27 protein-coding genes are annotated in these 25,827 nt (G+C 71.3%); 20 read left to right on the top strand and 7 right to left on the bottom strand.

Annotated elements, in window-relative coordinates:
* Nucleotides 1–186 precede the first annotated feature (186 nt).
* The 10 genes from ACZ4U4_RS00295 (at nt 187) to ACZ4U4_RS00250 (ending at nt 8,882) form a co-directional block, all read left to right on the top strand.
* On the top strand, nt 187–1,149 hold the full coding sequence (locus ACZ4U4_RS00295) for a Rossmann-like and DUF2520 domain-containing protein (RefSeq protein ID WP_467867775.1): 963 nt from the start codon (nt 187–189) through the stop codon (nt 1,147–1,149).
* Nucleotides 1,146–2,336, top strand: coding sequence for a pantoate--beta-alanine ligase (gene panC / locus ACZ4U4_RS00290; protein WP_467867773.1), 1,191 nt, complete (start codon nt 1,146–1,148; stop codon nt 2,334–2,336). The genes ACZ4U4_RS00295 and panC overlap by 4 nt, the downstream gene beginning before the upstream one ends.
* Nucleotides 2,336–4,147 (top strand): L-aspartate oxidase, encoded by a 1,812-nt coding sequence (locus tag ACZ4U4_RS00285; RefSeq protein WP_467867771.1) that lies wholly within the window; start codon nt 2,336–2,338, stop codon nt 4,145–4,147. The genes panC and ACZ4U4_RS00285 overlap by 1 nt, the downstream gene beginning before the upstream one ends.
* Before the next feature lie 55 nt (nt 4,148–4,202).
* Nucleotides 4,203–5,270, top strand: a complete 1,068-nt coding sequence (nadC, locus tag ACZ4U4_RS00280; RefSeq protein ID WP_467867768.1) for a carboxylating nicotinate-nucleotide diphosphorylase — start codon at nt 4,203–4,205, stop codon at nt 5,268–5,270.
* Nucleotides 5,271–5,275: 5 nt separating this feature from the next.
* A complete protein-coding gene (locus ACZ4U4_RS00275) occupies nt 5,276–6,073 on the top strand; it encodes a type III pantothenate kinase (RefSeq protein WP_467867766.1) in 798 nt (265 codons plus the stop codon).
* Between the two features lie 185 nt (nt 6,074–6,258).
* Nucleotides 6,259–6,906, top strand: a complete 648-nt coding sequence (locus ACZ4U4_RS00270) for a hypothetical protein (protein WP_467867765.1) — start codon at nt 6,259–6,261, stop codon at nt 6,904–6,906.
* A 45-nt stretch (nt 6,907–6,951) separates the two neighbouring features.
* Nucleotides 6,952–7,131 carry a hypothetical protein gene (locus ACZ4U4_RS00265; protein ID WP_467867763.1) on the top strand — a complete coding sequence of 60 codons (180 nt, stop codon included), beginning with the start codon at nt 6,952–6,954 and terminating at the stop codon, nt 7,129–7,131.
* Nucleotides 7,132–7,303: 172 nt separating this feature from the next.
* On the top strand, nt 7,304–7,861 hold the full coding sequence (locus ACZ4U4_RS00260; protein ID WP_467868909.1) for a BlaI/MecI/CopY family transcriptional regulator: 558 nt from the start codon (nt 7,304–7,306) through the stop codon (nt 7,859–7,861).
* A gap of 9 nt (nt 7,862–7,870) precedes the next feature.
* Nucleotides 7,871–8,389, top strand: coding sequence for an amino-acid N-acetyltransferase (locus tag ACZ4U4_RS00255; RefSeq protein WP_051740001.1), 519 nt, complete (start codon nt 7,871–7,873; stop codon nt 8,387–8,389).
* 157 nt (nt 8,390–8,546) lie between these two features.
* Nucleotides 8,547–8,882, top strand: a complete 336-nt coding sequence (locus tag ACZ4U4_RS00250; RefSeq protein WP_030289381.1) for a histone-like nucleoid-structuring protein Lsr2 — start codon at nt 8,547–8,549, stop codon at nt 8,880–8,882.
* Here ACZ4U4_RS00250 and ACZ4U4_RS00245 read toward each other — a convergent pair.
* Nucleotides 8,813–9,553, bottom strand: coding sequence for an SCO3374 family protein (locus tag ACZ4U4_RS00245; protein WP_467867760.1), 741 nt, complete (start codon nt 9,551–9,553; stop codon nt 8,813–8,815). The two genes, ACZ4U4_RS00250 and ACZ4U4_RS00245, sit on opposite strands and share 70 nt — an antisense overlap.
* Nucleotides 9,554–10,056: 503 nt before the next feature.
* Here ACZ4U4_RS00245 and ACZ4U4_RS00240 point away from each other — a divergent pair.
* Nucleotides 10,057–12,582: an ATP-dependent Clp protease ATP-binding subunit gene (locus ACZ4U4_RS00240; protein WP_467867758.1), complete on the top strand. Its 2,526-nt coding sequence runs from the start codon at nt 10,057–10,059 to the stop codon at nt 12,580–12,582.
* 231 nt (nt 12,583–12,813) lie between these two features.
* On the opposite strand, the gene ACZ4U4_RS00235 is transcribed toward ACZ4U4_RS00240, so the two are convergent.
* A complete protein-coding gene (locus ACZ4U4_RS00235; protein ID WP_467867755.1) occupies nt 12,814–13,563 on the bottom strand; it encodes an SDR family NAD(P)-dependent oxidoreductase in 750 nt (249 codons plus the stop codon).
* Between the two features lie 93 nt (nt 13,564–13,656).
* On the opposite strand from ACZ4U4_RS00235, the gene ACZ4U4_RS00230 reads away from it, so the two are divergent.
* Together ACZ4U4_RS00230 and ACZ4U4_RS00225 are read left to right on the top strand one after the other, a co-directional pair.
* Nucleotides 13,657–14,256 carry a TetR/AcrR family transcriptional regulator gene (locus ACZ4U4_RS00230; protein WP_467867753.1) on the top strand — a complete coding sequence of 200 codons (600 nt, stop codon included), beginning with the start codon at nt 13,657–13,659 and terminating at the stop codon, nt 14,254–14,256.
* Between the two features lie 665 nt (nt 14,257–14,921).
* Nucleotides 14,922–15,560 (top strand): M23 family metallopeptidase, encoded by a 639-nt coding sequence (locus ACZ4U4_RS00225; RefSeq protein ID WP_467867751.1) that lies wholly within the window; start codon nt 14,922–14,924, stop codon nt 15,558–15,560.
* On the opposite strand, the gene ACZ4U4_RS00220 is transcribed toward ACZ4U4_RS00225, so the two are convergent.
* Nucleotides 15,542–16,156 carry a TetR/AcrR family transcriptional regulator gene (locus tag ACZ4U4_RS00220; protein WP_467867748.1) on the bottom strand — a complete coding sequence of 205 codons (615 nt, stop codon included), beginning with the start codon at nt 16,154–16,156 and terminating at the stop codon, nt 15,542–15,544. The two genes, ACZ4U4_RS00225 and ACZ4U4_RS00220, sit on opposite strands and share 19 nt — an antisense overlap.
* Before the next feature lie 178 nt (nt 16,157–16,334).
* Between ACZ4U4_RS00220 and ACZ4U4_RS00215 the strand changes: the two genes are divergently transcribed.
* Nucleotides 16,335–17,930, top strand: a complete 1,596-nt coding sequence (locus tag ACZ4U4_RS00215; RefSeq protein WP_467867746.1) for an MDR family MFS transporter — start codon at nt 16,335–16,337, stop codon at nt 17,928–17,930.
* 125 nt (nt 17,931–18,055) lie between these two features.
* Here ACZ4U4_RS00215 and ACZ4U4_RS00210 read toward each other — a convergent pair whose 3' ends face one another.
* Nucleotides 18,056–19,729 (bottom strand): helix-turn-helix domain-containing protein, encoded by a 1,674-nt coding sequence (locus ACZ4U4_RS00210; protein WP_467867744.1) that lies wholly within the window; start codon nt 19,727–19,729, stop codon nt 18,056–18,058.
* A 205-nt stretch (nt 19,730–19,934) separates the two neighbouring features.
* Between ACZ4U4_RS00210 and ACZ4U4_RS00205 the strand changes: the two genes are divergently transcribed.
* Nucleotides 19,935–20,663, top strand: coding sequence for a DUF4232 domain-containing protein (locus tag ACZ4U4_RS00205; protein WP_467867742.1), 729 nt, complete (start codon nt 19,935–19,937; stop codon nt 20,661–20,663).
* Between the two features lie 118 nt (nt 20,664–20,781).
* Here the strand turns inward: ACZ4U4_RS00205 and ACZ4U4_RS00200 are convergent, their stop codons facing one another.
* Both ACZ4U4_RS00200 and ACZ4U4_RS00195 read right to left on the bottom strand, forming a co-directional pair.
* Nucleotides 20,782–21,018 (bottom strand): hypothetical protein, encoded by a 237-nt coding sequence (locus ACZ4U4_RS00200; protein ID WP_467867740.1) that lies wholly within the window; start codon nt 21,016–21,018, stop codon nt 20,782–20,784.
* Nucleotides 21,015–21,224 carry a hypothetical protein gene (locus ACZ4U4_RS00195; protein ID WP_467867738.1) on the bottom strand — a complete coding sequence of 70 codons (210 nt, stop codon included), beginning with the start codon at nt 21,222–21,224 and terminating at the stop codon, nt 21,015–21,017. Before ACZ4U4_RS00195 ends, ACZ4U4_RS00200 begins: the two co-directional genes overlap by 4 nt.
* 167 nt (nt 21,225–21,391) lie before the next feature.
* On the opposite strand from ACZ4U4_RS00195, the gene ACZ4U4_RS00190 reads away from it, so the two are divergent.
* Genes ACZ4U4_RS00190 through ACZ4U4_RS00180 form a run of 3 tightly spaced genes read left to right on the top strand, consistent with a single transcriptional unit; the run spans nt 21,392 to nt 23,042 of the window.
* Nucleotides 21,392–22,246: a helix-turn-helix domain-containing protein gene (locus ACZ4U4_RS00190; protein WP_467867736.1), complete on the top strand. Its 855-nt coding sequence runs from the start codon at nt 21,392–21,394 to the stop codon at nt 22,244–22,246.
* Nucleotides 22,222–22,518, top strand: coding sequence for a DUF397 domain-containing protein (locus ACZ4U4_RS00185; protein ID WP_467867734.1), 297 nt, complete (start codon nt 22,222–22,224; stop codon nt 22,516–22,518). Before ACZ4U4_RS00190 ends, ACZ4U4_RS00185 begins: the two co-directional genes overlap by 25 nt.
* A gap of 32 nt (nt 22,519–22,550) precedes the next feature.
* Nucleotides 22,551–23,042 carry a hypothetical protein gene (locus ACZ4U4_RS00180; protein ID WP_467867732.1) on the top strand — a complete coding sequence of 164 codons (492 nt, stop codon included), beginning with the start codon at nt 22,551–22,553 and terminating at the stop codon, nt 23,040–23,042.
* Between the two features lie 22 nt (nt 23,043–23,064).
* Here ACZ4U4_RS00180 and ACZ4U4_RS00175 read toward each other — a convergent pair whose 3' ends face one another.
* Nucleotides 23,065–24,258 (bottom strand): FAD-dependent oxidoreductase, encoded by a 1,194-nt coding sequence (locus ACZ4U4_RS00175; RefSeq protein ID WP_467867730.1) that lies wholly within the window; start codon nt 24,256–24,258, stop codon nt 23,065–23,067.
* A gap of 217 nt (nt 24,259–24,475) precedes the next feature.
* Between ACZ4U4_RS00175 and ACZ4U4_RS00170 the strand changes: the two genes are divergently transcribed.
* Together ACZ4U4_RS00170 and ACZ4U4_RS00165 are read left to right on the top strand one after the other, a co-directional pair.
* On the top strand, nt 24,476–25,084 hold the full coding sequence (locus ACZ4U4_RS00170) for a TetR/AcrR family transcriptional regulator (RefSeq protein WP_467867728.1): 609 nt from the start codon (nt 24,476–24,478) through the stop codon (nt 25,082–25,084).
* A gap of 109 nt (nt 25,085–25,193) precedes the next feature.
* Nucleotides 25,194–25,823 carry a hypothetical protein gene (locus ACZ4U4_RS00165; RefSeq protein ID WP_467867726.1) on the top strand — a complete coding sequence of 210 codons (630 nt, stop codon included), beginning with the start codon at nt 25,194–25,196 and terminating at the stop codon, nt 25,821–25,823.
* Nucleotides 25,824–25,827 lie beyond the last annotated feature (4 nt).

Genomic DNA, 25,827 nt, shown 5'->3' with positions numbered 1-25,827 from the left:
ATTGTGGGGCGAGTGGCGCGCGGCGGCGGGCAGGCCCGGCGACAGTGCGGACGGCGCCCGGCGGTGGGGTCGGGGACGGCCGGACGGTGCCCGTCGCCGGGCCCGGGGGCGGGCGGTGGCACTCGCGTAGCATGGCGATGAATCGTCCGGTACCCCCTGAGGACTGGAACGGAAGGCCATCGCCACGTGAACGCAATCCCGCCCATCGAGGCCCAGGACCGCCCGGCCCGACTGACCGTCGGCGTTGTCGGAGCCGGTCGCGTCGGCCCCGCTCTCGCCGCTTCGCTCCAACTCGCCGGGCACCGCCCGGTCGCCGTCTCGGGGGTCTCCGACGCCTCCGTACGGCGCGCGGCGGCGCTGTTGCCCGAGGTGCCGCTGGTGCCACCCGCCGAGGTGCTGGCCCGCGCCGACCTCGTCCTGCTGACCGTCCCCGACGACGCGCTGGCCGGTCTCGTCACGGGCCTCGCCGAGACCGGCGCGGTACGCCCGGGGCAGCTGCTCGTGCACACCTCGGGCCGCTACGGGACGGCCGTGCTGGACCCGGCCACCAGGGCGGGCGCGCTGCCGCTCGCGCTGCACCCGGCGATGACGTTCACGGGTACGCCCGTCGACGTGCAGCGGCTGGCCGGTTGCTCCTTCGGGGTCACCTCGCCCGAGGAGCTGCGGATGGCCGCCGAAGCCCTGGTCATCGAGATGGGCGGGGAGCCCGAGTGGATCGCGGAGGAAGCCCGTCCGCTCTACCACGCGGCGCTGGCGATCGGCGCGAACCACCTGGTCACGCTGGTCGCGCAGGCGATGGAGCTGCTCCGCACCGCCGGGGTCACCGCGCCGGACCGGATGCTCGGCCCGCTGCTCGGCGCGGCCCTCGACAACGCCCTCCGCTCCGGTGACGCGGCCCTGACCGGCCCGGTGGCGCGCGGCGACGCCGGCACCGTGGCCGCGCACATCGCCGAACTGCGCAGCCACGCACCACAGGCCGTCGCCGGCTACCTGGCGATGGCCCGTACGACCGCCGACCGCGCGCTGGCGCACGGCCTGCTCGAACCGGAGCTGGCCGAGGACCTGCTCGGCGTCCTCGCCGACACCGCGCCCCGGGGCGGCAAGGGCTCCCGGAGCGATGAAGGGCCCGAGGGGGACGACGCCCGATGACCGCCGCCACGCCGGGCCCGCACCCGGCTCCCGCCCCTGCTCAGCGCGGTGCCCCCCAACTCCTCCACACCGCCGCCGCACTGCGTGCCACGGCGCGCGGCGACGGTCCGCGCGCCGTCGTCATGACCATGGGCGCCCTCCATGAAGGGCACGCCACCCTGGTGCGCGCCGCCCGGGAACGCGTGGGGCCGCGCGGCCAAGTGGTCGTCACGGTCTTCGTCAACCCGCTGCAGTTCGGCGCGGGCGAGGACCTCGACCGCTATCCGCGCACCCTGGACGCCGATGTCCGCATCGCCGCCGAGGCGGGCGCCGACGTCGTCTTCGCACCGTCCGTCGACGAGGTCTACCCGGGCGGCGAACCGCAGGTCAGAATCGCCGCCGGGCCGATGGGCACGCTCCTGGAGGGCGCCAGCCGCCCCGGGCACTTCGACGGCGTCCTCACCGTCGTCGCCAAGCTGCTGCACCTGACCGGCCCGGACGTCGCACTGTTCGGCGAGAAGGACGCCCAGCAGCTCGCCGTCATCACCAGGATGGCCGCCGACCTGAACTTCCCGGTGGAGATCGTGGGCGTCCCCACCGTCCGGGAGGACGACGGACTGGCCCGCTCCAGCCGCAACCGCTACCTCTCCGCCGACGAACGCCGCACCGCCCTGGCGCTGTCCACGGCGCTGTTCGCCGCCCGGGACCGGCTCACCGCCGAGGAGGCGCTGCGCGCCCGCGCCGGGGCCGACGGGCCCCGCTCCCAGCGCCGCTCCGAGGCGCTCGCCGCCCTCGGCGAAGAGCGGGCCGCCGCGGACGCCCAGGCCGTCGCCCGGGCCGCCGCGGGGCGCCCGGGGCCCGCCGTGGCGCGCGCCGCCGCCCACGCCGTCCTCACCGACGCCGCCCACCTCGAACCGCCGCTGGAACTGGACTACCTCGCGCTCGTCGACCCGTCGGACTTCACCGAGGTCCCCGACGGCTACGAGGGCGAAGCGGTCCTGGCGCTCGCCGCCCGCATCGGCACCACCCGCCTCATCGACAACATCCGCCTCCACTTCGGGCCCCGTACCGCCCTGAAGGAGGATGCGCACACCCCGGGCGCGGACGAGGGGGCCGTGCGCCCCCGGGGCGGGGCGGCCGTAACCTCACCGCAGGCCCCCGGCGGGGCCCCGTCCGACGAACCCCAAGGCCCCCTCGGAGCGTCCTGATGACCGTCACCGGAACAGGCACCGTCCCCGGCCCCACCGGCATACGGCTGACCGCGCCCGCCCCGGGCTGGGCCATCGACGCCGATGTCGTCGTCGTGGGCTCCGGCGTCGCGGGCCTGACCGCCGCGCTGCGCTGCGCCGCCGCCGGACGCCGCACCGTCGTCGTCACCAAGGCGCGCCTGGACGACGGCTCCACCCGGTGGGCGCAGGGCGGCATCGCCGCGGCCCTGGGGGAGGGCGACACCCCCGAACAGCACCTGGCGGACACCCTCGTCGCCGGTGCCGGACTCTGCGACGAGGAGGCCGTCCGCACCCTCGTCACCGAAGGGCCCGCCGCCGTGGGCCGCCTCATCGAAGCGGGCGCCCGCTTCGACACCACCCCCGGGGGCGAGGACATCGCGCTCACCCGGGAGGGCGGCCACCACCGGCGCCGCATCGCGCACGCCGGGGGCGACGCGACCGGCGCGGAGATCTCCCGCGCGCTGGTCGCCGCGGTCCGCGAGGCCGGGCTGCGCACCATCGAGAACGCCCTCGTCCTCGACCTGCTGACCGACGCTCAGGGCCGTACCGCGGGCGTCACCCTGCACGTGATGGGCGAGGGCCGCCACGACGGCGTGGGCGCCGTGCACGCCCCCGCCGTGGTCCTCGCCACCGGCGGCATGGGCCAGGTCTTCTCCGCCACCACCAACCCGGCCGTCTCCACCGGCGACGGCGTCGCCCTCGCCCTGCGGGCCGGGGCGGAGGTCTCCGACCTGGAGTTCGTGCAGTTCCACCCGACGGTCCTCTACCTGGGCGCGGAAGCGGAAGGGCAGCAGCCGCTCATCTCCGAGGCGGTCCGCGGCGAGGGCGCCCACCTGGTCGACGCGGACGGCCACCGTTTCATGGTCGGACAGCACGAACTCGCCGAACTCGCCCCGCGCGACATCGTCGCCAAGGCGATCATGCGCCGCGCCCACGAGACCGGCAGCGACCACATGTTCCTCGACGCCCGCCACTTCGGCGCCGCCATGTGGGAGACCCGCTTCCCCACCATCCTCGCGGCCTGCCGCAGCCACGGCATCGACCCCGTCACCGAGCCGATCCCGGTGGCCCCCGCCGCCCACTACGCCTCCGGGGGCGTCCGCACCGACCTGTGGGGCCGCACGACCGTCCCCGGGCTCTACGCCTGCGGTGAGGTCGCCTGCACCGGCGTCCACGGGGCGAACCGCCTCGCCTCCAACTCCCTCCTGGAGGGCCTGGTCTTCGCGGAACGCATCGCGGCGCACATCGCCCGGGGCGAGCCGGGCCCGGCCTCCCAGGGCGGCACCCCCGCGGCCGACGTCTCCCCAGGGGCCACCGCCCTCCCGCTGCTCGCCCCCGAGGCGCGCGCCCAGGTGCAGCGCACCATGACGGAGGGCGCCGGGGTGCTGCGCAGCGCCGGCAGCCTCGCGCGGGCCGCCGCCGCACTCGACCGGCTCCACCGGGACGCGGCCACCGCCACCGCGGACGCCGCCCCCGACCTCAAGGCGCCCGAGCCCGGCGTCGAGGCGTGGGAGGCCACCAACCTGCTGTGCGTCGCCCGGGTCCTCGTCGCCGCGGCGCAGCGCCGGGCGGAGACCCGCGGCTGCCACTGGCGCGAGGACCACCCCGGACGCGACGACGCCGCCTGGAGCCGCCACTTCCGCATCACCCTCGGCACCGGCCGCACCCTGTCCGTCCACACCACGGAGACCGCCGCCTTCCCGCCGACGGCCCCGACCGCCCCGGGCACGAGCGCGCCCGCCCCCGGCGCACCGGACCCCGCCCGCGCCCCCGGCGCACCGCCCGCCTGACGCGCCCCCCACCGACCGCCTCACCACCCGCCACTCCCCGATTCGGAGCCCACCCGTGAGCAGCACCCCCGACGACCTCCCCCTCCTCCAGATCGGCATCGGCCGCCCGTCGGCCGAGACGCCCGCCGGTGGCGGCTGCGGCGACGCCTGCGGCTGCGGCGGGCCCGACGAGGGCTACGACCTCGACCCGCTGACCTGCGGCCTCGACCCGGACCTCGCCGCCCTCCTGGTGGCCTCCGGGCTCGACCCCGTCCAGGTGGAGGGCATCGCCCACCTCGCCCTGGAGGAGGACCTCGACGAGGGCGTGGACGTCACCACCGTCGCGACCGTCCCCGAGAAGTCCGTCTCCACCGGCGACTTCACCGCCCGCCAGGCCGGTACGGTCGCCGGGCTCCGGGTCGCCGAGGCGGTGCTCTCCCTGGTGTGCACCGAGGAGTTCGAGGTCGAGCGGCACGTCGAGGACGGTGACCGCGTCGCGGCCGGCACGGTCCTCCTCAGCGTCACCACCCGCACCCGCGACCTGCTCACCGCCGAGCGCAGCGCCCTCAACCTCCTCGGCCGCCTCTCCGGCATCGCCACCGCCACCCGCGCCTGGGCCGACGCCCTGGAGGGCACCGGCGCCAAGGTCCGCGACACCCGTAAGACCACCCCGGGGCTGCGCGCCCTGGAGAAGTTCGCGGTGCGCTGCGGCGGCGGCGTCAACCACCGCATGTCGCTGTCGGACGCCGCGCTGATCAAGGACAACCACGTCATCGCGGCGGGCGGCGTCGCCGCGGCGTTCACCGCCGTACGCGACGAGTTCCCCGGCGTGCCGATCGAGGTCGAGGTCGACCGCCTCGACCAGATCCCGCCGATCCTCGCCGAGGGCGCCGACCTGATCCTCCTGGACAACTTCACCCCGGAGCAGACCGAGGAGGCCGTCGCCCTGGTGGCGGGCCGCGCGATCCTGGAGTCCTCCGGGCGCCTCACCCTCGACAACGCCGCCCGCTACGGCCGCACCGGTGTCGACTTCCTCGCCGTCGGCGCCCTCACCCACTCGGCGCCGGTCCTCGACATCGGCCTCGACCTGCGCGAAGAGGCCCCCGCCACCGCCCCGGCCGACGACGAGCACGAGGACCGCTGACCGCCATGCTGCTGACCATTGACGTGGGCAACACCCACACCGTCCTCGGGCTCTTCGACGGCGAGGACATCGTCGAGCACTGGCGGATCTCCACCGACGCCCGCCGCACCGCCGACGAACTCGCCGTCCTGCTGCACGGCCTGATGGGCACGCACCCGCTCCTGGGCGACGACCTCGGCGACGGCATCGACGGCATCTCCATCTGCTCCACCGTCCCCTCCGTCCTGCACGAACTGCGCGAGGTCACCCGCCGCTACTACGGCGACGTACCGGCCGTTCTGGTGGAGCCCGGCGTCAAGACGGGCGTGCCGATCCTCATGGACAACCCCAAGGAGGTCGGTGCCGACCGGATCATCAACTCGCTGGCCGCCGTCGAGCTGTACGGCGGTCCCGCCGTCGTCGTCGACTTCGGCACCGCCACCACCTTCGACGCGGTCAGCGCCCGCGGCGAGTACGTCGGCGGCGTCATCGCGCCCGGCATCGAGATCTCCGTCGACGCTCTCGGCGTCCGGGGCGCCCAGCTCCGCAAGATCGAACTGGCCCGGCCGCGCAGCGTCATCGGCAAGAACACCGTCGAGGCGATGCAGTCCGGCATCCTCTACGGCTTCGCCGGCCAGGTCGACGGCGTCGTCCGCCGGATGGCCCGCGAGCTCGCCGACGACCCGGACGACGTGACCGTCATCGCCACCGGCGGCCTCGCCCCGATGGTCCTGGGCGAGGCCACCGAGATCGACGAACACGAACCGTGGCTCACCCTCATCGGCCTCCGCCTCGTCCACGAGCGCAACGTCGCCCGCTCCTGACCCGGCCGGCGCGGGCCCGGCCCCCGCGCCCGCACCCCGCTCGAACGGCCCGCACGGCCCCGGGAGGCGCCCCCAGACGCCCACCCCGGGGCCGTGCGGCTTCCGGCGCTCCCCGGAGACCCCACCCCACGCCATCAAAATCCCATTAAGCGTTTTTTGTCCTAGTTGCACGTAAAGTCCGCTGCATGCCTATGCCATACGGAACCCGCGGCGGCATGGTGTTCAGCGCCGACGAACTGCGCGTGCTCCGCCGCGCCCTCGCCCACGCCCGCCGGTCGACGTCCGCCGCCCCGCCCGGCCCCGCCGGACCCGAACACCCCGTGGAGCCGCAGGAGTACCTCCGGCTGGCCGAGGCCGTCGACGAGGCGGAGCGCGAAGGCGACCGGCTGCGCGCCTTCCTCCTCGCCGACCTCGCCCGCTACCGCGCCGCCCTCCCCGGCGCGGCCCCCGGCTACCTCGCCCGCCTCGACGAGACGCTCGCCGCCGGCTGCGCCCCCGGAGCCGACGACCTCGCCACCCTGCGCGCCCTCACCCCCGGGGCCGCCGGAACCGCCGAGGGCGCCCGCCGCACCGGACTGCTGCACCGCTGCGAGGCACGCGCCGGACGGGCCGCCCCGGCCCACCCGGCGGACGGCCCCCGGATCACCCTGCCGGGCGCCCGCAGCGCCGACGAACCCCGTCCCGCACCCCGCCGCCCCGCGCCCGACCCCGCGTCCAGGCCCGCCCCGCGGCCCGCCCCCAAGGAGCCGCGGCCCGACCGCCCGGTGCCCACCCCGGGCGAGGTCTTCCCGCGCCGTCGCCCCGCGCCGCCCCCCGCGGCCCGTACGGTCTGAGTGCTGCGTACCCTGGAATCCTCACGCCCCGAGGAGGCCCCCGCCATGGATTACGTCGCCGCGCTCTTCCCGCCCGCACTAATGGCCGTGGCGTTCACCGCGCTGATTGTGGTCATGGTCAAGAGTCAGGGTGGTGCGAACAAGGCCAAGGAAGATGCCGCGGTGGATGCCGCGTTCGCCGAATCGGCCACTTCCGGCCAGGAGCCCACCACCCGCGGCGCCTGACCTTCCGCACAATCCGGCGACACCGCCATCCGCACTTCGTACGGCCCGGGATTCCTTCCCGGGCCGTACCTCGTTTTTCCCGTGCAAACGCACCCGATGAACCGGCAATCGCGACATCTCCCACTATTCTTCAAGTGTGCCGAGACCATTGGGTGAGCTGGAAGACGCCGTCATGACACGGGTCTGGGAGTGGAACCGCCCGGTCACCGTCCGAGAAGTTCTGGAAGACCTGCAGAAGGAACGGTCGATCGCGTACACGACCGTCATGACGGTATTGGACAACCTTCACCAGAAGGGCTGGGTCCGGCGCGAAGCGGAAGGCCGCGCCTATCGATATGAGGCGGTCTCCACACGTGCCGCATACTCGGCCGCACTGATGAACGAAGCCTGGTCCGCGAGCGACAACCCCGCGGCCGCTCTTGTCGCGTTCTTCGGCATGATGTCGCCCGAACAACGCAACGCGCTGCGCGATGCCGTCCGTATGGTTCAGATCGACGCCAAGGCCCCGCCCGCGGAACTCCCCGACACCGCGGAAGTCCCCGCCGCCCCCGAACAGACATCCGCCTCCGAACCGGCCACGGAAGCGGAAGACGCCCCGCGGCGGACCCCTCGGCGGAACACCGCCCGGACGCGCGGTACGGCCGCGGAAGAAGTGACGGAAGAGCCCCGCCGCACGGTCCCGGCGGAAGGCGAAGAACCCGGAGCGGACGCGAGCACCACGGAGCGATAGCGTCGCCGCATGCCTCCGCATTCAAAAGGGCTGACGATCCGCCGCGCCAGGACCGCCGATGTACCCGCCGTGCGCCACCTCATCGACTCGTACTCCCGTGACGGCATCCTGCTCGACAAAGCCACCGTCACGCTTTACGAGGACATCCAGGAGTTCTGGGTCGCCGAGCGGGACGAGGACGGCGAGGTCGTCGGCTGCGGCGCGCTCCACGTGATGTGGGAGGACCTCGCCGAGGTCCGCACCCTCGCCGTGGACCCGCAGCTCAAGGGCTCCGGCGTCGGCCATCAGGTCCTGGACAAGCTGCTGCGGACCGCGAGCTGGCTCGGTGTGCGGCGCATTTTCTGTCTCACCTTCGAAGTCGACTTCTTCGCCAAGCACGGCTTCGTCGAGATCGGTGAGACCCCGGTGGACGGTGATGTCTACAGCGAGCTGCTGCGTTCCTATGACGAGGGAGTGGCGGAGTTCCTCGGTCTCGAACGAGTGAAGCCCAACACCCTGGGCAACAGTCGCATGCTTCTGCACCTCTGACCGGCGTTCTATGTCCGAATCGCGCCCCTATCCCATGGCCAGGACACGACGCGTTCCCCGGTGCGCGGGCAAGTGAACCCTACCCGGGGGTTTGTGTTTTTCCGGGAAAAGCGGTTTGCTTTCCGTCGTAATCCGCATTCGATGAAAGGGAAACCCGGTGGCACAGAAGGTTCAGGTTCTTCTTGTCGACGACCTCGACGGTGGCGAGGCCGACGAGACCGTGACGTTCTCTCTCGACGGCAAGTCCTACGAGATCGATCTCACCACTGCCAACGCGGACAAGCTGCGTGAGTCCCTTGCCGACTTCGTGAAGGCCGGCCGCCGTACCGGGGGCCGTTCCGCTTCCGGTCGCGGCAAGGCGCGCGCGGCTTCGGGTGGCAGCCAGGACACCGCGAAGGTGCGCGCTTGGGCCAAGGAGAACGGCTACAACGTCAATGACCGTGGCCGTGTCCCCGCCGACATTCGCGAGGCATACGAGAAGGCCAACGGCTGATCGCCTCCGGCGCGCTCCGTTTGGTCATTACGAGCACGCAGCAACCGGGCCCGGTGGCATTCCGTCGCCGCCGCGCTCACGAGCCGTACGAGGTCGGGGACGCTACCGCGCTCCCCGAAACCTGCCCCGATCCCCGTGACGGGCAGGGAATTCTCGGCCTCGTATCCCGGTTCGGGAGGCCGCACCCATACCGCGGCCTCCCGCGAGCCGATTGCGCATGATGACGGTCCGGAAGTGGGGAATGACGGAGCGGGCATCCGCTCTCCGGCGCCCCGTGCCGTGAGATCGGGCACGAGAGTGTCCCACTCCAGCCATTCCAGGATTCCGGGCAGTTCCTCGGCGCAGCCCGCCGCCATGAGCATGAGTATTTTCGGCCGATCGGCGCGGGAAATCCCGTCGGCCCCGGACGGAACACTCCCGGCGCGGCAGCCCGCCGCCCCGGGACCGTACGGCGCACAGAGATGACCGCCCAGGAGCGCGGCCGGCCCGGTGCCCGGCAACCGCCGCAGCACCGCCCAGCCTGCCTCCGCAGGCATCTCCAGAACGTCGAACGCCACCCCCGTCAGCAGCTCCACCGGCTCCCCGCGGGCCGTCGGCCAGCCGAGTTCCCGCTCGTACCAGCGGCGGACGGCGGCGAGGGGCACACGGGGACGCGGAAGCGCGCTGACCATGCCCGGTGCAACTGCCGGACACCCCGAAGGTTACGTTGGGTCGGGTCGGCGGAACGCTCCGTGTCCGTCCGCTCGGCGGGCACCGGTCCGGATCGGTCCGGCGGTGTTCGCCCGTAGCGGATGGAGGGGGCCCGTGCCGCATGGAGTGTCAGTGGCGGCGGGTAAGACATTCATCATGGGAAAAGACGGTGTGACGGCGTTCGACGCCCGGATATCGGCATCTCGGCCGGTTTCCGGGACGCCGCGCCGGAACGGGCCGCGTTCGCCACGGGCGTAGTGGTGGTGGGCGTATATGCCTGGCCTGCGGGAACATCGTCTCGCACCATCGGGTTGGAGCAGTTGTCGGCTGTTCGGGGCAGGTGACGTCCCTACGAGAGTGGGGTGAGCCGCGTACGGGTGTCGGCAGTTGGAATGAGCTGTCCCGCCCTGCGGGACTAGCATGCGGAAGGACAGGGAGGGGACCGCCCCCTTCACTGCCCGACCGCTCTGAGGAGCGATTTACGATGTTCGAGAGGTTCACCGACCGCGCGCGGCGGGTTGTCGTCCTGGCTCAGGAAGAAGCCCGGATGCTCAACCACAACTACATCGGCACCGAGCACATTCTCCTGGGCCTGATCCATGAGGGTGAGGGTGTCGCCGCTAAGGCCCTGGAGAGCCTCGGGATTTCGCTCGAGGCGGTCCGCCAGCAGGTGGAGGAGATCATCGGGCAGGGCCAGCAGGCTCCGTCCGGCCACATCCCCTTCACTCCCCGTGCCAAGAAGGTCCTGGAGCTGTCGCTCCGCGAGGCCCTTCAGCTCGGCCACAACTACATCGGCACCGAGCACATCCTGCTCGGCCTGATCCGCGAGGGTGAGGGCGTCGCCGCCCAGGTCCTCGTGAAGCTGGGCGCCGATCTCAACCGGGTGCGGCAGCAGGTCATCCAGCTGCTCTCCGGATACCAGGGCAAGGAAGCCGCCACCGCGGGCGGCCCCGCCGAGGGCACGCCCTCGACCTCCCTCGTCCTGGACCAGTTCGGCCGCAACCTCACGCAGGCGGCCCGGGAGACCAAGCTCGACCCGGTCATCGGGCGTGAGAAGGAAATCGAGCGGGTCATGCAGGTGCTGTCCCGCCGCACCAAGAACAACCCGGTCCTCATCGGCGAGCCCGGCGTCGGCAAGACCGCCGTCGTCGAGGGCCTGGCGCAGGCCATCGTCAAGGGCGAGGTGCCCGAGACCCTCAAGGACAAGCACCTCTACACCCTCGACCTCGGCGCGCTGGTCGCCGGCTCCCGCTACCGCGGTGACTTCGAGGAGCGCCTGAAGAAGGTCCTCAAGGAGATCCGCACCCGCGGCGACATCATCCTGTTCATCGACGAGCTGCACACGCTGGTCGGTGCGGGCGCCGCCGAGGGCGCGATCGACGCCGCCTCCATCCTCAAGCCGATGCTGGCCCGTGGTGAGCTGCAGACCATCGGCGCCACCACGCTCGACGAGTACCGCAAGCACCTGGAGAAGGACGCCGCGCTGGAGCGCCGCTTCCAGCCCATCCAGGTCGCGGAGCCGTCGCTGCCGCACACCATCGAGATCCTCAAGGGCCTGCGGGACCGCTACGAGGCGCACCACCGGGTGTCCATCACGGACTCCGCGCTGGTCGCCGCCGCGACCCTCGCCGACCGTTACATCTCGGACCGCTTCCTGCCGGACAAGGCCATCGACCTCATCGACGAGGCCGGCTCCCGGATGCGCATCCGCCGGATGACCGCGCCGCCGGACCTCCGCGAGTTCGACGAGAAGATCGCCGACGTGCGCCGCGAGAAGGAGTCCGCGATCGACTCGCAGGACTTCGAGATGGCCGCCGGTCTCCGCGACAAGGAGAAGCAGCTCCTGGCCGCGAAGGCGAAGCGGGAGAAGGAGTGGAAGGCCGGCGACATGGACGTCGTCGCCGAGGTGGACGAGGAGCTGATCGCCGAGGTCCTGGCGACGGCCACCGGCATCCCGGTCTTCAAGCTCACCGAGGAGGAGTCCTCCCGGCTGCTGCGGATGGAAGACGAGCTGCACAAGCGCGTCATCGGCCAGAAGGACGCCATCAAGGCGCTCTCGCAGGCCATCCGCCGTACCCGTGCCGGTCTGAAGGACCCGAAGCGTCCCGGTGGATCGTTCATCTTCGCCGGCCCGTCCGGTGTCGGTAAGACGGAGCTGTCCAAGACGCTCGCCGAGTTCCTCTTCGGCGACGAGGACGCGCTGATCTCCCTCGACATGTCGGAGTTCAGCGAGAAGCACACCGTCTCGCGGCTGTTCGGTTCGCCTCCCGGCTACGTCGGCTACGAAGAGGGCGGTCAGCTCACCGAGAAGGTGCGCCGCAAGCCGTTCTCCGTCGTGCTCTTCGACGAGGTCGAGAAGGCCCACCCGGACATCTTCAACTCGCTGCTGCAGATCCTGGAGGACGGTCGCCTGACCGACTCCCAGGGCCGGGTCGTGGACTTCAAGAACACCGTCATCATCATGACGACGAACCTCGGCACCCGGGACATCTCCAAGGGCTTCAACCTGGGCTTCGCCGCCCAGGGCGACGTCAAGACCGGCTACGAGCGGATGAAGAACAAGGTCAACGAGGAGCTGAAGCAGCACTTCCGCCCCGAGTTCCTCAACCGTGTCGACGACACCGTCGTCTTCCACCAGCTCACCGAGGAAGACATCATCCAGATCGTCGACCTCATGATCGCCAAGGTGGACGAGCGGCTGAAGGACCGCGACATGGGCATCGAGCTGAGCTCCGAGGCCAAGTCGCTGCTCGCCAAGCGCGGGTACGACCCGGTGCTCGGCGCCCGTCCGCTGCGTCGCACGATCCAGCGCGAGATCGAGGACGCCCTCTCGGAGAAGATCCTCTTCACCGAGCTGCGCCCCGGTCACATCGTGGTCGTCGACGTCGAGGGCGAGGGCGACTCCGCCGCCTTCACCTTCCGCGGCGAGGAGAAGTCGGCCCTGCCGGACGCGCCGCCGATCGAGTCGGCTGCCGGTGGGTCCGGGCCCAACCTGAGCAAGGATGCGTAACGGCTTGCGCCTGGCTTAGTGGCTGTGGCACCGCCCCGAACCGTTTGGACGGTTCGGGGCGGTGCCGTTTTGCGTACCGGGGGCGGGGGCCTTCAGGCGCGGGGCTCCGGGGGGGCGCGTCTGACGCAGGGCGAGAGGGTGGTGCCTGGCGCCGGGCGGAGACGGGTGAGGAAGAGCCCGGTCGCGGCGGGCGGCCCGGCCTTCGACCGGCGCGGCATGTCCGTCCGCAGGTCAGATCTGGTTCTCGCCGCCGTCGACGTACAGGTTGGCTCCGAGGATGAAGCTGCTCTGATCGGAGGCGAGGAAGGCCACCACGTCGGCGACCTCGTCCGAGCGGCCGATCCGGCCGAGTGGGACACCTGCGGCGAATTGCGCCTTGGTGACGGGGGCGTCCCCCGTACCGGCCAGGCCGTCGAGCCCGGGAGTGTCGATGGTGCCCGGGGAGATCGCGTTGACCCGGATGTTCCTGTCCTTGAGCTCGTTGGCCCAGGTCCGGGTGAAGGACCGGATCGCTGCCTTGGAGGCCGCATACGTGCCGAACGCCACGACACCGTCATCGGCGCGCACCGAGGAGTTCAGGATCACCGACGCGCCGTCGTTGAGCAGCGGCAGTGCCTTCTGCACCGTGAACACGGTGCCCCGGACGTTGACGCCGAAGATTTCGTCGAAGTGTTCCTCGGTGATCTGCTGCAGCGTCGCGAACGACGTGGTGGCGGCGTTGGCGAACAGCACATCCAGGCCATGACCCCGGGCGCGGACCGCGTCGTACAGCCGGTCCAGGTCGGCCAGGTTCGAGATGTCACCCGCCACCGCGGTGGCCCTCGCCGGGCCGATGGTCTCCACGGCCGTGTCCAGCGTGGTCCGACGTCGGCCGGTGATGAATACGTGTGCGCCCTCGTCCGCCAGTCGGATGGCGGTGGCCAGGCCGATCCCGGTGCCGCCCCCGGTCACGACGGCGGTCTTGCCCTCAAGCTGTCCCATGCGAATGACCTCCCCATAGTTCAGTACCGATCGGTACTGAATGAGACCGTAGCACTTCTGTACCGACCGGTGCGGAACGGTAGGGTTGGCGGTATGGAGACCCATCGGAAAGCGCCGGTCGGCCGGCCGAGAGGGTTCGACGCCGACGAGGCCCTTGAGCGCGCCATGCGGGTCTTCTGGGAGCGGGGCTACGAAGGCGCCAGCCTCACCGATCTGACCGGCGCCATGGGCATCACCCGCACCAGCATGTACGCGGCCTTCGGCAACAAAGAGGACCTGTTCCGCAAGGCCCTGGAGCGCTACACCGAAGGCCCCGCCTCGTACGGTGACCGGGCCTTGCGGGAACCGACCGCCCGGCAGGTGGCCGTCGCGTTCCTCAACGGCTCCGTTCGGGCCACCACCCGCCCCGGCTGCCCCGCCGGGTGCCTCGGTGTCCAAGGCTCTCGCGCCGCCGGCGACCCGGGGCACGACGCCCTCGTCGTCTGGCGCAACGAGGCCATCGCGGTCCTCCGTGACCGGTTCCGGCAGGCCATCGACGAAGGCGACCTGCCACCGGAGAGCGATCCCGGGGTGCTCGCTCGCTACCTCATGACCGTGGCGAACGGTATCGCCGTCCAAGCTGCCGGTGGCGCCACCCGTGACGACCTGCAACAGGTGGCCGACATGGCGCTGTGGAGCTGGCCGTCCGCCTGAGGGTGCCGCGAGGAGAACGCTGCCGATCGGGGGCGCGGGGTGAAGGTGAGCCCTTGTGTCTGCCGGGGCGGTCGCGTTATTCACCGTTCGGGTAATCGCCGTCACATAACCCCCGTCACATTCACCCCATTCCAAGTAGCCGCGGTCACATAAAACCTCGGAAATGATGAAGGAAAGGGGGTCGGGACGGCCGGTGGGTAACCCAGGTCACAGAAGGGCGAAGGTCCCGGCGCGGGCATCAAAAGTCCCGCCAGAAGGGCTGAGAAGCCGCTTTCCGGTGACGTGCCGCACAGTCGAATTCGGGCCTACTAGCGGAATTAGGGGGAGTTCCGCGGGGGTGTGGAGGGGGGCGGGAAGGGCGCCGCGGAGCGCGCCGACCGGGGGTGGGGCGCAGCCCCCGAGGGGTGGGCGACGTAAGTCCATATGTCCAGTTCAAGCACGGTATGGAGGCCGCCGATGCCTGGGCGGGATGGGGTGATTTGGGGGATTGATCCACCGGCTGTTCGGGATGTCCCGCCGGCATCCGGGCCCCGCCGTGCTTACGGTCCGGGCTAGTAGAAAGGGGCCTTGGCAGCACGGCGATGGCGGGTTACCAAGGAATGGCGATGCCGGTCCGCAGCCGGAACGCAGATCCCTTTCCCTTCCTTTCCGGAGGTACAACCCGCATGTCGAAGTTCGCCAAGCTCCGCAATTCCAAGAAGTCTGTTCTCCGTACCCGTGCGGTGGCCGTCACCGTCGGTCTCGGCGCCTCCGTCGCGCTGGGTGCGGGTATCGCGAACGCCGCGGATTCCGGACTGACGAGCCTCACCTCGAATGTGAGCTCCACCGTCGCCAAGCAGGCCGACGCCCAGACCAAGGCCGTCCAGAGCGCCAAGCAGGCCGCGGACGCCTGGGTCAAGCCGGTCGACAACTACACCCTCGGCTCCACCTTCGGTCTCGCCGGCACCCACTGGTCGCACAACCACAGTGGTCAGGACTTCGTCGTGCCGACCGGTACCGCCGTCAAGGCCGTGCACAACGGCACCGTGGTCAAGGCCGGCCCGAACGGCGGCGGCGACGGTCCCGCGTACGGCAACGCCATCGTGATCAAGCACGCGAACGGCATGTACACCCAGTACGCCCACCTGTCACAGATCAAGGTGAGCGTCGGCGAGACGGTCAAGACCGGTGAGCAGATCGGTCTGTCCGGCTCCACCGGCAACTCGACCGGTCCCCACCTGCACTTCGAGGTCCGCACCGGTCCCAACTACGGGTCGGGCATCGAGCCGACCGGATTCCTGCGGGCTCACGGCGACGCCGTCTGAGCTGAGTCCGGCCGGGCTGGCCGGCGGTACGGCGGGTTGGCCGCCGTGACCAGTTCCGTGGCGACCTCGAGGATGGCCTTGCGCTTCTCCTCGGGGTCGCCTTCGACGTGCTGCATCGTGAACTGACCCGCGTGCAGTGCGTGGACCGCGGTCAGGCACCGCATCTGGTCGACCAGCTCGGCGTCCGGGTCCTTGAGCAGGGCGAACAGCTCCAACACCCGCTGCTTGAAGATCTCGCCGATGCTGAGGTCCCGCACCGTTGCCTGGTTCTCGTGGACGAAGCGGAACAGCGACTCGGCGCCGCGCAGCGCCTCTCCGTAGCGGCGGATCAGTTCGGCCCTGGTCTCCGTGGTGGGCGGCTGCTCCCGTCCCCAGGCGAGGAGGTCGTCGATCGGCTGCGCCGCGTCCTCGAAGAGCCCGATGACGATGTCTTCCTTGGTCTTGAAGTGGTAGTAGAGCGCCGCCTTGGTGACGTCGAGCTGTTCGGCGATCTCGCGGAGCGAGGTCTTCTCGTAGCCGTGCGCGGAGAACAGTTCCAGTGCGGCGTCCTGGATGCGTCGGCGGGTGTTGCCCCTACGCGCCTGACCTGTGCCCATGGTGCTCTCCTGCGTCCTCGGTGTGGTGCCCCGGGCGCGCCAAGGAAAAAACTTACTTGACGACCGGCTAGTGACGTCTTACCTTTCCTCACTGTACTGAACTAGCCGGGCGGCAAGTAAGTGGGAGCAAGTGAGAACGATGGGGAAGTCGCGGAGAGCGGCCCCGACGGGGGATGGCATGACAACGGCCAATGACGACAAACCGGTGCAGGCGGACCAGCCTGCGCAGGGCAAGCAGCCCGCCAGCGTGCGTGTGGTGCTCTTCGCGCTGATGATCGCGATGCTGCTCGCGATGCTCGACAACATGATCGTCGGCACCGCGATGCCCACGATCGTCGGCGAACTGGGCGGGCTGGAGCACCTGTCCTGGGTGGTCACCGCCTATACGCTCGCCACCGCCGCGTCCACCCCGATCTGGGGCAAGCTCGGCGACATGTACGGACGCAAGGGCGTGTTCCTGTCGTCCATCGTGCTCTTCCTGATCGGCTCGGCGCTCTCCGGCGCGGCCCAGGACATGGGCCAGCTCATCGGCTTCCGTGCCGTGCAGGGGCTGGGCGCCGGCGGTCTGATGGTCGGCGTCATGGCGATCATCGGTGATCTGATTCCGCCGCGGGAGCGCGGCAAGTACCAGGGCATGATGGCCGGTGTCATGGCCATCGCCATGATCGGCGGACCGCTGGTCGGCGGCACCATCACCGACCACCTCGGCTGGCGCTGGAGCTTCTACATCAACCTGCCGCTGGGCGCCGTGGCCCTCGCCATGGTCACCGCGGTGTTGCATTTGCCGAAGAAGCGGGCGCAGGCGCGCATCGACTACGTCGGCGCCCTGCTGCTCACCGTCGGCATCACCTCGCTGGTGCTGATGACGACGTGGGGCGGGACCGAGTACGACTGGGCGTCGCCGCAGATCATCGGGCTGGGCGCGGGTGCGGTCGTCGCGCTGGTGCTGTTCGTGCTGGTGGAGCGGCAGGTCGCGGAGCCGGTGCTGCCGCTGCACATCTTCCGCAACGGCAACTTCTCGCTGGTCACGCTGATCGGTTTCCTCGTCGGCTTCGTGATGTTCGGGTCGATGACCTTCCTGCCGCTGTTCCAGCAGACGGTCCAGGGCGCCTCGGCCACCAACTCCGGGCTGCTGCTGCTCCCGATGCTGCTGGCGATGATGGCGGTCTCGCTGTTCGCGGGCCGGGTCACCACCACGACCGGCAAGTACAAGATCTTCGTGGTCGTCGGTGGCGGGCTGATCACCGTCGGTCTGGCGCTGCTGTCCCTGATGGACGTCGGCACCACCCGCTTCACCTCGGGTGCCTACATGGCGGTGCTCGGCGCCGGTATGGGCTTCCTGATGCAGACGACGATGCTGATCGCGCAGAACAGCGTGGAGATGAAGGACATGGGCGTCGGCTCGTCGTCCGCCACGCTCTTCCGGACGATCGGTGGTTCCTTCGGTGTCGCGATCTTCGGTGCGATCTTCACCCAGCAGGTGACGGACACGATGTCCGAGCGGCTGGGCGCGGCGGGCGGCAAGCTGTCGTCCGGCGGTGCCACGCAGCTCGACCCGAAGGGGCTGGCGCAGCTGCCGCCGATGGTGAAGGACGCGTATCTGCACGCCGTCTCCTCCGGTACGCACCAGGTGTTCCTGTGGGGCGCGCTGATCAGCGTCATCGGGTTCGCCGCGGGATGGTTCCTCAAGGAGATCCCGCTGCGCGGCGGTCCGGCCGCTCCCGCCGCTGAGCGGGACGAGGCCACCCCGGCGCCCGTCGCCGAGCCGGTCTGAGCCGTCTCACCGGCCTGACCTGCGCAGACGAACAGCGGCCCCCGCTTCGGCGGGGGCCGCTTCGTGCGTTCCGGGGCGGGGCCGGTGGGCGTTCCACGGCCAGGGGTCCGGAGGCGCTCGGTGGCTCAGTCGTCGCCCCACCACTTCGCGGGGTCGCCGCCGTACGTGTATGTCGTCTTGCTGGCGGCGCCGCTGGTGCGGAACGGGCGGCCACCGTCGTCGATACGGAGGGTGCCGCTGCGCTTGCCGCTGCTCCAGTCCAGCTCCAGGTACCAACTGCAGTCGCAGGAGACCGCGTCCGCCCGGATGGCCAGCGCTTCCGGGTCGGAGGCGCTGACGGTGCGCGGGAACGGCTTGGCCGGGATGGTCTTCCCCCCTTGCTCTCCGGGGACCGGCTTCACGACCGGGCTGGTGTTGTCGAGGGCGATGGAGTACGAGGACGGGGTCAGCCCGCCGCCGCAGCCGCCCGACGGGTTGTAGTGCTGCCAGCCCAGCGCCGGACCCCGGCCCACGACCTGGACGCGCAGCGCCTCCAGGACCACCGGTTCCTTCTCCGTGCCGCGGACCACCACTCCGATGTGCGAGTGCTCCGCGTCCACCCCGCCGAGGGAGCGGGCCCAGCCGACGGTGTCCCCGGACTGCGGGGTGCCGGGCATGTTCTCCGGGGGCCGGTTGATCAGAAAGGTCTGGAAGCAGGGGAGTTCGTCGCCCCAGACGTACGGGCGGACGTTGGCGGTCAGCGGGGTGCCGCCGGAATGGCCGCTGCCCGCACCGGCGGACGGATCGCCGGACGGGTCCTGGCCGCCCTTGCCGGGCGGGGCGGACGCGTCCTTCTCGCCGTCCTTCTCCTTGCCGTCCGCCTTCTTCCCCGCGTCTTTCCCCTTCTCCTTCGCGGTCGCCGACGGGGTGCCGTCGCCCGGTTCGCGGTCGCCGTTCTGCGCGTCCCCGTCGCGGGCGGTGGTGACGCGGTTCGCGGCGTCGTCCCCCGAGAAGCTGTACGTGGCGGTGACCGCGAGCGCGGCGACGACGGCCACCGCCGCCGTGATCAGGAGCGGGCGCCGCTTCCGGGACGCCTTCGCCGGAACGGTGAACGCCGCGTTCTCCGCCGCCTCTTCATCCGCGCGGGCGGCCGGGCGCGGGGGCCGGTCCGCGGGATCGGCCGCGTTCCGGGCGGCGTCCTCGTCCGGCGCCCGGTCGGCCGGCCACGGAACGGTATGGGCCGCGTTCTCGGCCGCGGCTTCGTCCGGGTCCACGGCGGGCGGCGTGTAGAGCATCCCCGCCAGGGGCGGTTCTGCGTCCGTGGTCGCCGCTTCCGCGTCCCGCGCCCACTCCGGCTGCCGTCCCGCGGCGCCCCCCGGCACCGGCTCGGACGTCGACTCCGCGGTCGACTTCGCTGTCTGCTCCGGCTTCGGCCCGGGCGTCGGATCCGCCCCCGTTCCGCTCGCCCCCGTCCCGCTCGCCTTCGGTCCGGGAGCCGTGCCCGGCGCGGGTGCCGCGGCCGTGTCCTGTGCTTCCCCCTGCTCCGTGCCCGCCGGGCGTTTCTTCTCGCCGCGGGCGGCCGACGCCAGGATCCATCTCCGGTGCAGCTCGACCAGTTCGTCGGGCTTCGCGCCGCAGAGCCGCCCGAGGCGTTCCGCGGGGGCGAACTCCGCGGGTACCGCGTCGCCGTTGCAGTAGCGGTGCAGCGTCGAGGTGCTGACGTGCAGTCGCTTCGCCAGCGTGCCGTAGCTCTGTCCCGAACGCCCCTTCAACTCCCGCAGCATGGCCGCGAAGGAGCCCTCCCCATCGTCCTTCGTCATGCCTCAACTATTCCATCCGTTCCAGGCAGGCGTTCCAGGCTGTGGACAACCCCGCAGGTCAGGTGGGGTGGAATCATTCCGGCGTCCCGTATGAGCTGGGATTTCTTGCAGCTGGCGGGCTGGAACGGCGAATGTGATGACCACGCCGCGGCGTTGAGGTTCTCCACCGCGGTCATCCACTTCCACCACATAACAGGGGTCTGTCATGTCTGCTCTTCGCCGTGTCCGCAAGCCCGCTCTCTTCGCCGTCACCGCCCTCGCGGCCCTGTCCCTGACCGCCTGCGGTCCCGCGGACAGTAAGGACGACGCGCTCAAGTCCGTGCCCTCCGCGTCGGAGGAGCAGGGGCAGAACACGACCGACGTCAAGGGCGGTGAGAGCGGCGGCAAGGGAGAGGCCCGCTCCACCACTGAGCGCGGCGACGACGCCGGCAAGGGCGGCTCCGGTCAGAACGGCGGCGGCCAGAGCGGCGCCGGTAAGGAGAACGCCTCCGGGGGCGACTCCGCGGAGGAAGAGACCTGCACCGGCGCGAACGTGAAGGCCGAGGTCTCCGAGCCGCGGCGCCCGATCAACCACCTGCTCATCAAGATCACCAACACCGGCAGCAAGCGCTGCAACGCGTACTACGCCCCCGCGCTCCGCTTCGACGAGGACCAGGCCGCCACCCGTGAGCTGGAGGACTCCAAGCCGCAGGCGGTCGTCAGCCTCGACCCGGGCGAGTCCGCGTTCGCCGGTGTCGGGCTGACGGGTGAGCCGGGCGGCGACAACCACCTGCGTGACGCCAGCAACCTGGAGATCCACTTCAAGGGCCTGGACGAGAACGAGCCCGACGCCGGTCACAGCGTCAACCTCTCTCTGCCGGACGGCACCAAGATCGACGACAACGCCTTCGTCACCTACTGGCAGACCGACCCCAATGTCGCGCTCTCCTTCTGAGCCGATGAGGTCCCCCGACCTCCGCGCCCGGCGGTGTTCTTCCCCCGTCCCGCCGGGCGCGGAGCCCGCACCCGAGAACGGCCCGGCGCACCCCGCGCCGGGCCCCGCCCGCGCTTCCTCAGTGCCCTGCCGTGCCGTGGCAGGTGCAGGTGCACACCTCGTGCCGCACCCCGGGCACCGCACCCGGCTCCACCCATCCCTTGTCGCACCACGGATGCCGTCCGACGTGACAGGCGGGCGAGAGATACGGCTTGACGGCGTACGGCCGTAGGTCGCCTGCGCCGCCGCGCCGGACGATGTTCACCAGGTACGGCTGGACGGTGCTCGTCACGTAGAGGTCGCGTTGCCCGCTCATGCGTCGGCCCCGCGCAGGACGACGGTGGTCAGCCGCCGGGCGGTGTCGAGGTTGCAGCGTCCCAGTTCGATCAGGACGACCGGGAGCGCGCTGCCGTACGACAGCGGGTCGACGCCCAGCGACGGCAGGGCCACGCCCGCCGCCCTGAGGGCCGCGTCCAGCGCGACGCAGACGGTCTCGGCGTCCTCGGTCTGTTCCGTCCCCATGGCTCACTCCTGTGTTTCGGTGTTCGAATGCCGGGACGCGCCACATCAACTACCGTGCGTATTCCGGGTGTTACGAGAATGCACCCGCGATGGAGCCCCAATTCCGCATGTCGGAGTCCTTTCGGTCGCTCCAGAACATAGGTCCAGATCTTCTCGGGGAGGTCGTTATGCCGCCAAGGCGTGCGGTCACAGGTCGAAGTCAGGAGCCGCGTCAAAGGTTCGCGGAAGAGTTGCGGTTACTGCGGTCGAAGAAAGGGGTCAGCTTCCGGGAGATGGGGGAGGCGCTGGGCTGGGATGCGTCCCTCTTCGGGAAAATGGAGGGAGGGCAGACGATCGGCAGTCCGGAAGTTGTGGAAGCACTGGAGGTGTACTACGAGACACCGCAGGGGCTGCTGATCGCGATGTGGGAGTTGGCGCTGGGCTCCTCGCAGCAGTTCCGCGAGCAGTATCGGCGGTACATGACGCTGGAGTCCGAGGCCACGGGTATCCAGCAGTACTCGCCCAGCGTGATCCCGGGACTTCTCCAGACACGGGCGTACGCACGGCGGCTGTTGATGCTGGGCAGCCTGGCGCAGGCCGACCAGGTGGAGCAGCAGGCCGATGCTCGGGTGGCGCGCAGCGAGGTGCTGTCCGGCGATTTGGCGCCGCACTTCCGCGCGGTGATCGATGAGGCTGTCCTGCGGCGCCGTCTGCTGAGCGACGTCGAGTGGCGGGAGCAGTTGACCCATCTCCTGGAGATGGCCGAGCAGGACAACATCGCCCTTCAGGTGCTGCCGCTCGCCGCCGGTCCGTGCGAGTTGATAAACACGGACACCGCCCTCCTCCGGTTGCCGGAGGGACGCACGGTGGCCTGGGTCGAGACCGGATTCGACGGACAACTGGTGACTGATAACGCCGGAGTTGAGCGGCTGCAGTTCAGTTACGATCGGCTGCGCGACCACGCTCTTTCCCCGCGCAAGTCCGTCGAGTTCATTCAGCGTCTTCTGGAGGAAATCCCATGTCCGTCCGCCGAGTCGAACTGAGCGCTCTCCAGTGGCGTAAGTCGAGCTACAGCAATCAGGAGGGCGGCGCCTGCATCGAGGTCTCGGACGACCTGCTCTCCACCGTCAGCTGGCGTAAGTCGAGCTACAGCAACCAGGAGGGCGGCAACTGCATCGAGGTCTCCGACGACCTCGCCCCCCTCGTCCCCGTCCGGGACAGCAAGGTTCCGGCGGGTCCGGCGCTGGTGTTCGGGGCGCCGGTGTGGGCGTCGTTCGTCGGAGCGGTGAAGGGTGGTGCGCTGTCCGGGCGTTGAGCTCCGGGTACGGAAGCGGGCGGCGCGGCAGGTTGATCGCGGTCGCGGCGGCGATCGGCGTGGCCGCCGTCTTCTGGCTGGTCCGGGCGTCCGACGAGGGGGCGCCGCCCCTGCGGAGCCGGGAGGCGGCGCTCGCCGAGACGGAACAGCAGCTCCGGAACGTCGCCGCCGATGCCGGTATCGGTATCAGCGGGCGGTACAACCCGGGTGCGTCCTACGAGGCGTGCGACCACCCCGGCGCCCCGGCGCCCGCCGGAGGCCCGTACTCCCTGACGTACACCGCGTACGGGGACCTGCCCGACCGGCTGCACATCGCCGCACTGCGACGGCTGCGGGCGGCGCTGGAGCGGAAGGACGGCGTCGAGGTCACCGCGTACGAGGAGCGGCCGCAGGTCCAGGAGGCCCAACTCGACGCCGCCGACGGGCCGCACCGCATCCACATAGCCGTCGCCTCCGCCAAACCGCCGCACACGGTCCGGCTGGCACTCACCACGGAATGCCTCCGCCCGCCGGTGGGGCGGTAGCGCAGCCGCGCCCTCGCCGCCCTCAGACCTCGCCCGCCATACGGGCCAGGACGTGCGCGGCGCCGTCCGGGGAGAACGCCTCGGCCAGCCCCGACGCGGCGCCCTCGGCAGCTTCGGCAGAACGCGGGAAGTGCACCTTCTCGTAGGACGCGAGGGCGGCGTCGAGGGTGGGGTGGTCGAGGAGGGCGCGGGCGAGGTCCGCGCCGTCGCGCATCGCCAGGTTGGCGCCCATGCCGCCGATCGGGGACATCAGATGCGCCGCGTCGCCGAGCAGGGTGACACCGGGCGTGCGCCGCCAGGTGTGGGGGACGGGCAGTGCGTACAGCGGGCGGTTGACGTACCCGGTGTCGGTGGTGCGCAGGAAGGCGCGCAGCGGATCGCCCCAGCCGGCGAAGCGGGCCAGGAGGGCGGCGCGGACGGCGGTGGGGTCGGCGAGGTCGACGCCCGCCGTGCGGTGCCAGTCCTCGGCGGTGCGCATGCCGAGGTGGACGCGGATGCGGCCGCCGCCGTTGCGCTGGGCGATCACGCCCTGACCTGCGTCGAGGGCCATCATCATGCCGTTGCCGGTGAAGGCGGACAGCTCCGGGTGGCGGCGGTCGGCGTCGAGCAGTTCGGCCTCGACGACGGTGACGCCGGTGTAGCCGGGGCGGGCGTCCGAGACCAGCGGGCGGACCCGGGACCAGGCGCCGTCCGCGCCGATGACCAGGTCCGTTTCGGTCGTGGAACCGTCGGCGAAGTGCAGCCGGTGGACGCCGTCGCCCAGTGGCTCGGCGCGTTCCAGACGCTGCCCCCACCGGACGGTGCCGGGCGCGAGCGAGTCGAGAAGGAGACGCCGCAGCCGGCCACGGTCGATCTCGGGGCGGGCGTCGGCACCGTCCCCGTCCGCGTTCCCGTCCTCGGGCGGCGCGGCGTCGAGCAGCAGCCGCCCGTGCCGGTCGGCCACCCGTATCTGCTGGCCCTCGGGCCGGGAGAGAGGCTGGAAGGCGTCCCACAACCCGGCCGCTTTCAAGGCATGTTGGCCGGTGTCGGGGTGCATGTCGAGACTGCCGCCCTGGTCGCGGGCGGTGGCGGAGGCGTCGAGATCGTGGACGGTGACAGCGACGCCGTGGAGTTGAAGGATCCGGGCGCACGTCAGACCGCCGGGACCGGCGCCGACGACGGCGATACGGGGCGTGCGGGGTGTGCAGGGCGTGCGAGGCGTACGGGAAGACGGCATGGCGGTGTCCTCGATTCGGGGCAGCGGGACGTCCCGGCGGCGGGCCGGCCGAACGGGCGCGGGACGGCCAGGAAGAGGCCAGGGCAGGGCAAAAGGGCAGGCCAGGGCCTTGTGGCTCCCCATATCCCTGCGGGAACCCTCACCATGAAAGGGCACCCGCGAGAAAAGTGCAACTGTGTAACTTTTTTGGTCGTGCCACCTTGGGTAGGGTGGGGGCATGCCCCGTCCTGTTGAGCCCGCCGATCCTGCCGATCCCGCCCCCGTGGGGCGCCGCGAGCGCAAGAAGGCGGCCACCCGCCGCGCGCTCGCCGACGCCGCGCTGCGCCTCTTCCTGGAACACGGCTACGACGCGGTGACGCTGCACACCGTCGCCGACGCCGCCGATGTCTCCACGACCACGCTGCTCAAGTACTTCCCGAGCAAGGAAGCGCTGGTCTTCGACGAGGAGGCGGACCAGGAGGCGGGGCTCGTCGCCGCCGTACGCGACCGGAAGAAGGGCGTCAGCGTCCCTGCGGCGCTCCGCGCCCACGCAGAATGGGCCCGCCGGAAGATCGCTGACGAAGCCTCCGGAGCGGCGGAGTTCTTCGCCCTCGTCGAGCGCACCCCGGCGCTCGCCGCGTACGCCCACCGCATGTGGATGCGGCACCAGACCGCCCTCGCCCACGCCATCGCCGAGGACGCCGGAGCCGCGCCGGACGATCCGCGCAGCGCGGCGCTGGCCCACTTCGCGCTGGAGGCGGTCGCGCTGGCGTACCGGGCGGATGACCAGGTGGCGGCATTGGACGCGGCGTTCGATCTGTTGGAGAACGGGTGGGGTCGGGGGTGAGCGGCGGGCGGTCAAGTGGCCGAGGGGCGGCCGCGTTGTCAGTACCGGTTGGTAGCGTCGTAGGCGTTGATTTCATGACGTTCGGGTTCGGGGTTCGGGGGAGAAGAGCGTGTCCGGAAAACTCACCGTCGCGCCGGAAGAGCTGCGCGCCTCGGCGCATGCGCAGGACGGCATCGCCGACGACCTCGACAAGCCCTGTGACAAGGCCATCAGCGACTCCGGGACGGCCGGGGACGCCCTGCACGGCTGGTCCGTCGCCTCGTCGCTGCACATGATCGGCGAGACCTGGAAGCCCGCCCTCGAAGGACTCCGCAAGCGCCTGCGCACGGGCGCCGGCAATCTCCGCGACACCGCGAAGAACCACGAGTGGAACGAACAGTGGGTCGACCAGGACTTCGAGGACTTCGACGGCGACATGGAGGGCGTCATCATGACCGCCCCGGCGCCGGGTGGCTCCGCAGGGGCGGCGTCCGTGGGGCTGCCGCGTCCGGGCGCGTCGGATCCGGCGCGTGACGCGGTCGGTGGCGGGCCGGTCTCCGTGGGGCTGCCGGACCCCGGTACGGCCGACCCCGCGCGCGAAGCGGTCGGCGGCGCGGCGCCGGGCGGCCCCGGCAGGCGGTCGTTCGACACGGACGACATGCTGCACGCCAAGCCCGCGATGCCGGTCTACGACCCCGTCGAGGTGCGGCCCGCCCCCGCCGAGCGGCCCCAGGGCACCGACAGCAACCCCTTCGGATAGGCGG

This window comes from Streptomyces sp. NPDC029159 (assembly GCF_055564055.1).
The sequence above is the reverse complement of the archived record's forward strand: the minus strand, read 5'-3'. Positions and strand labels throughout refer to the sequence as shown.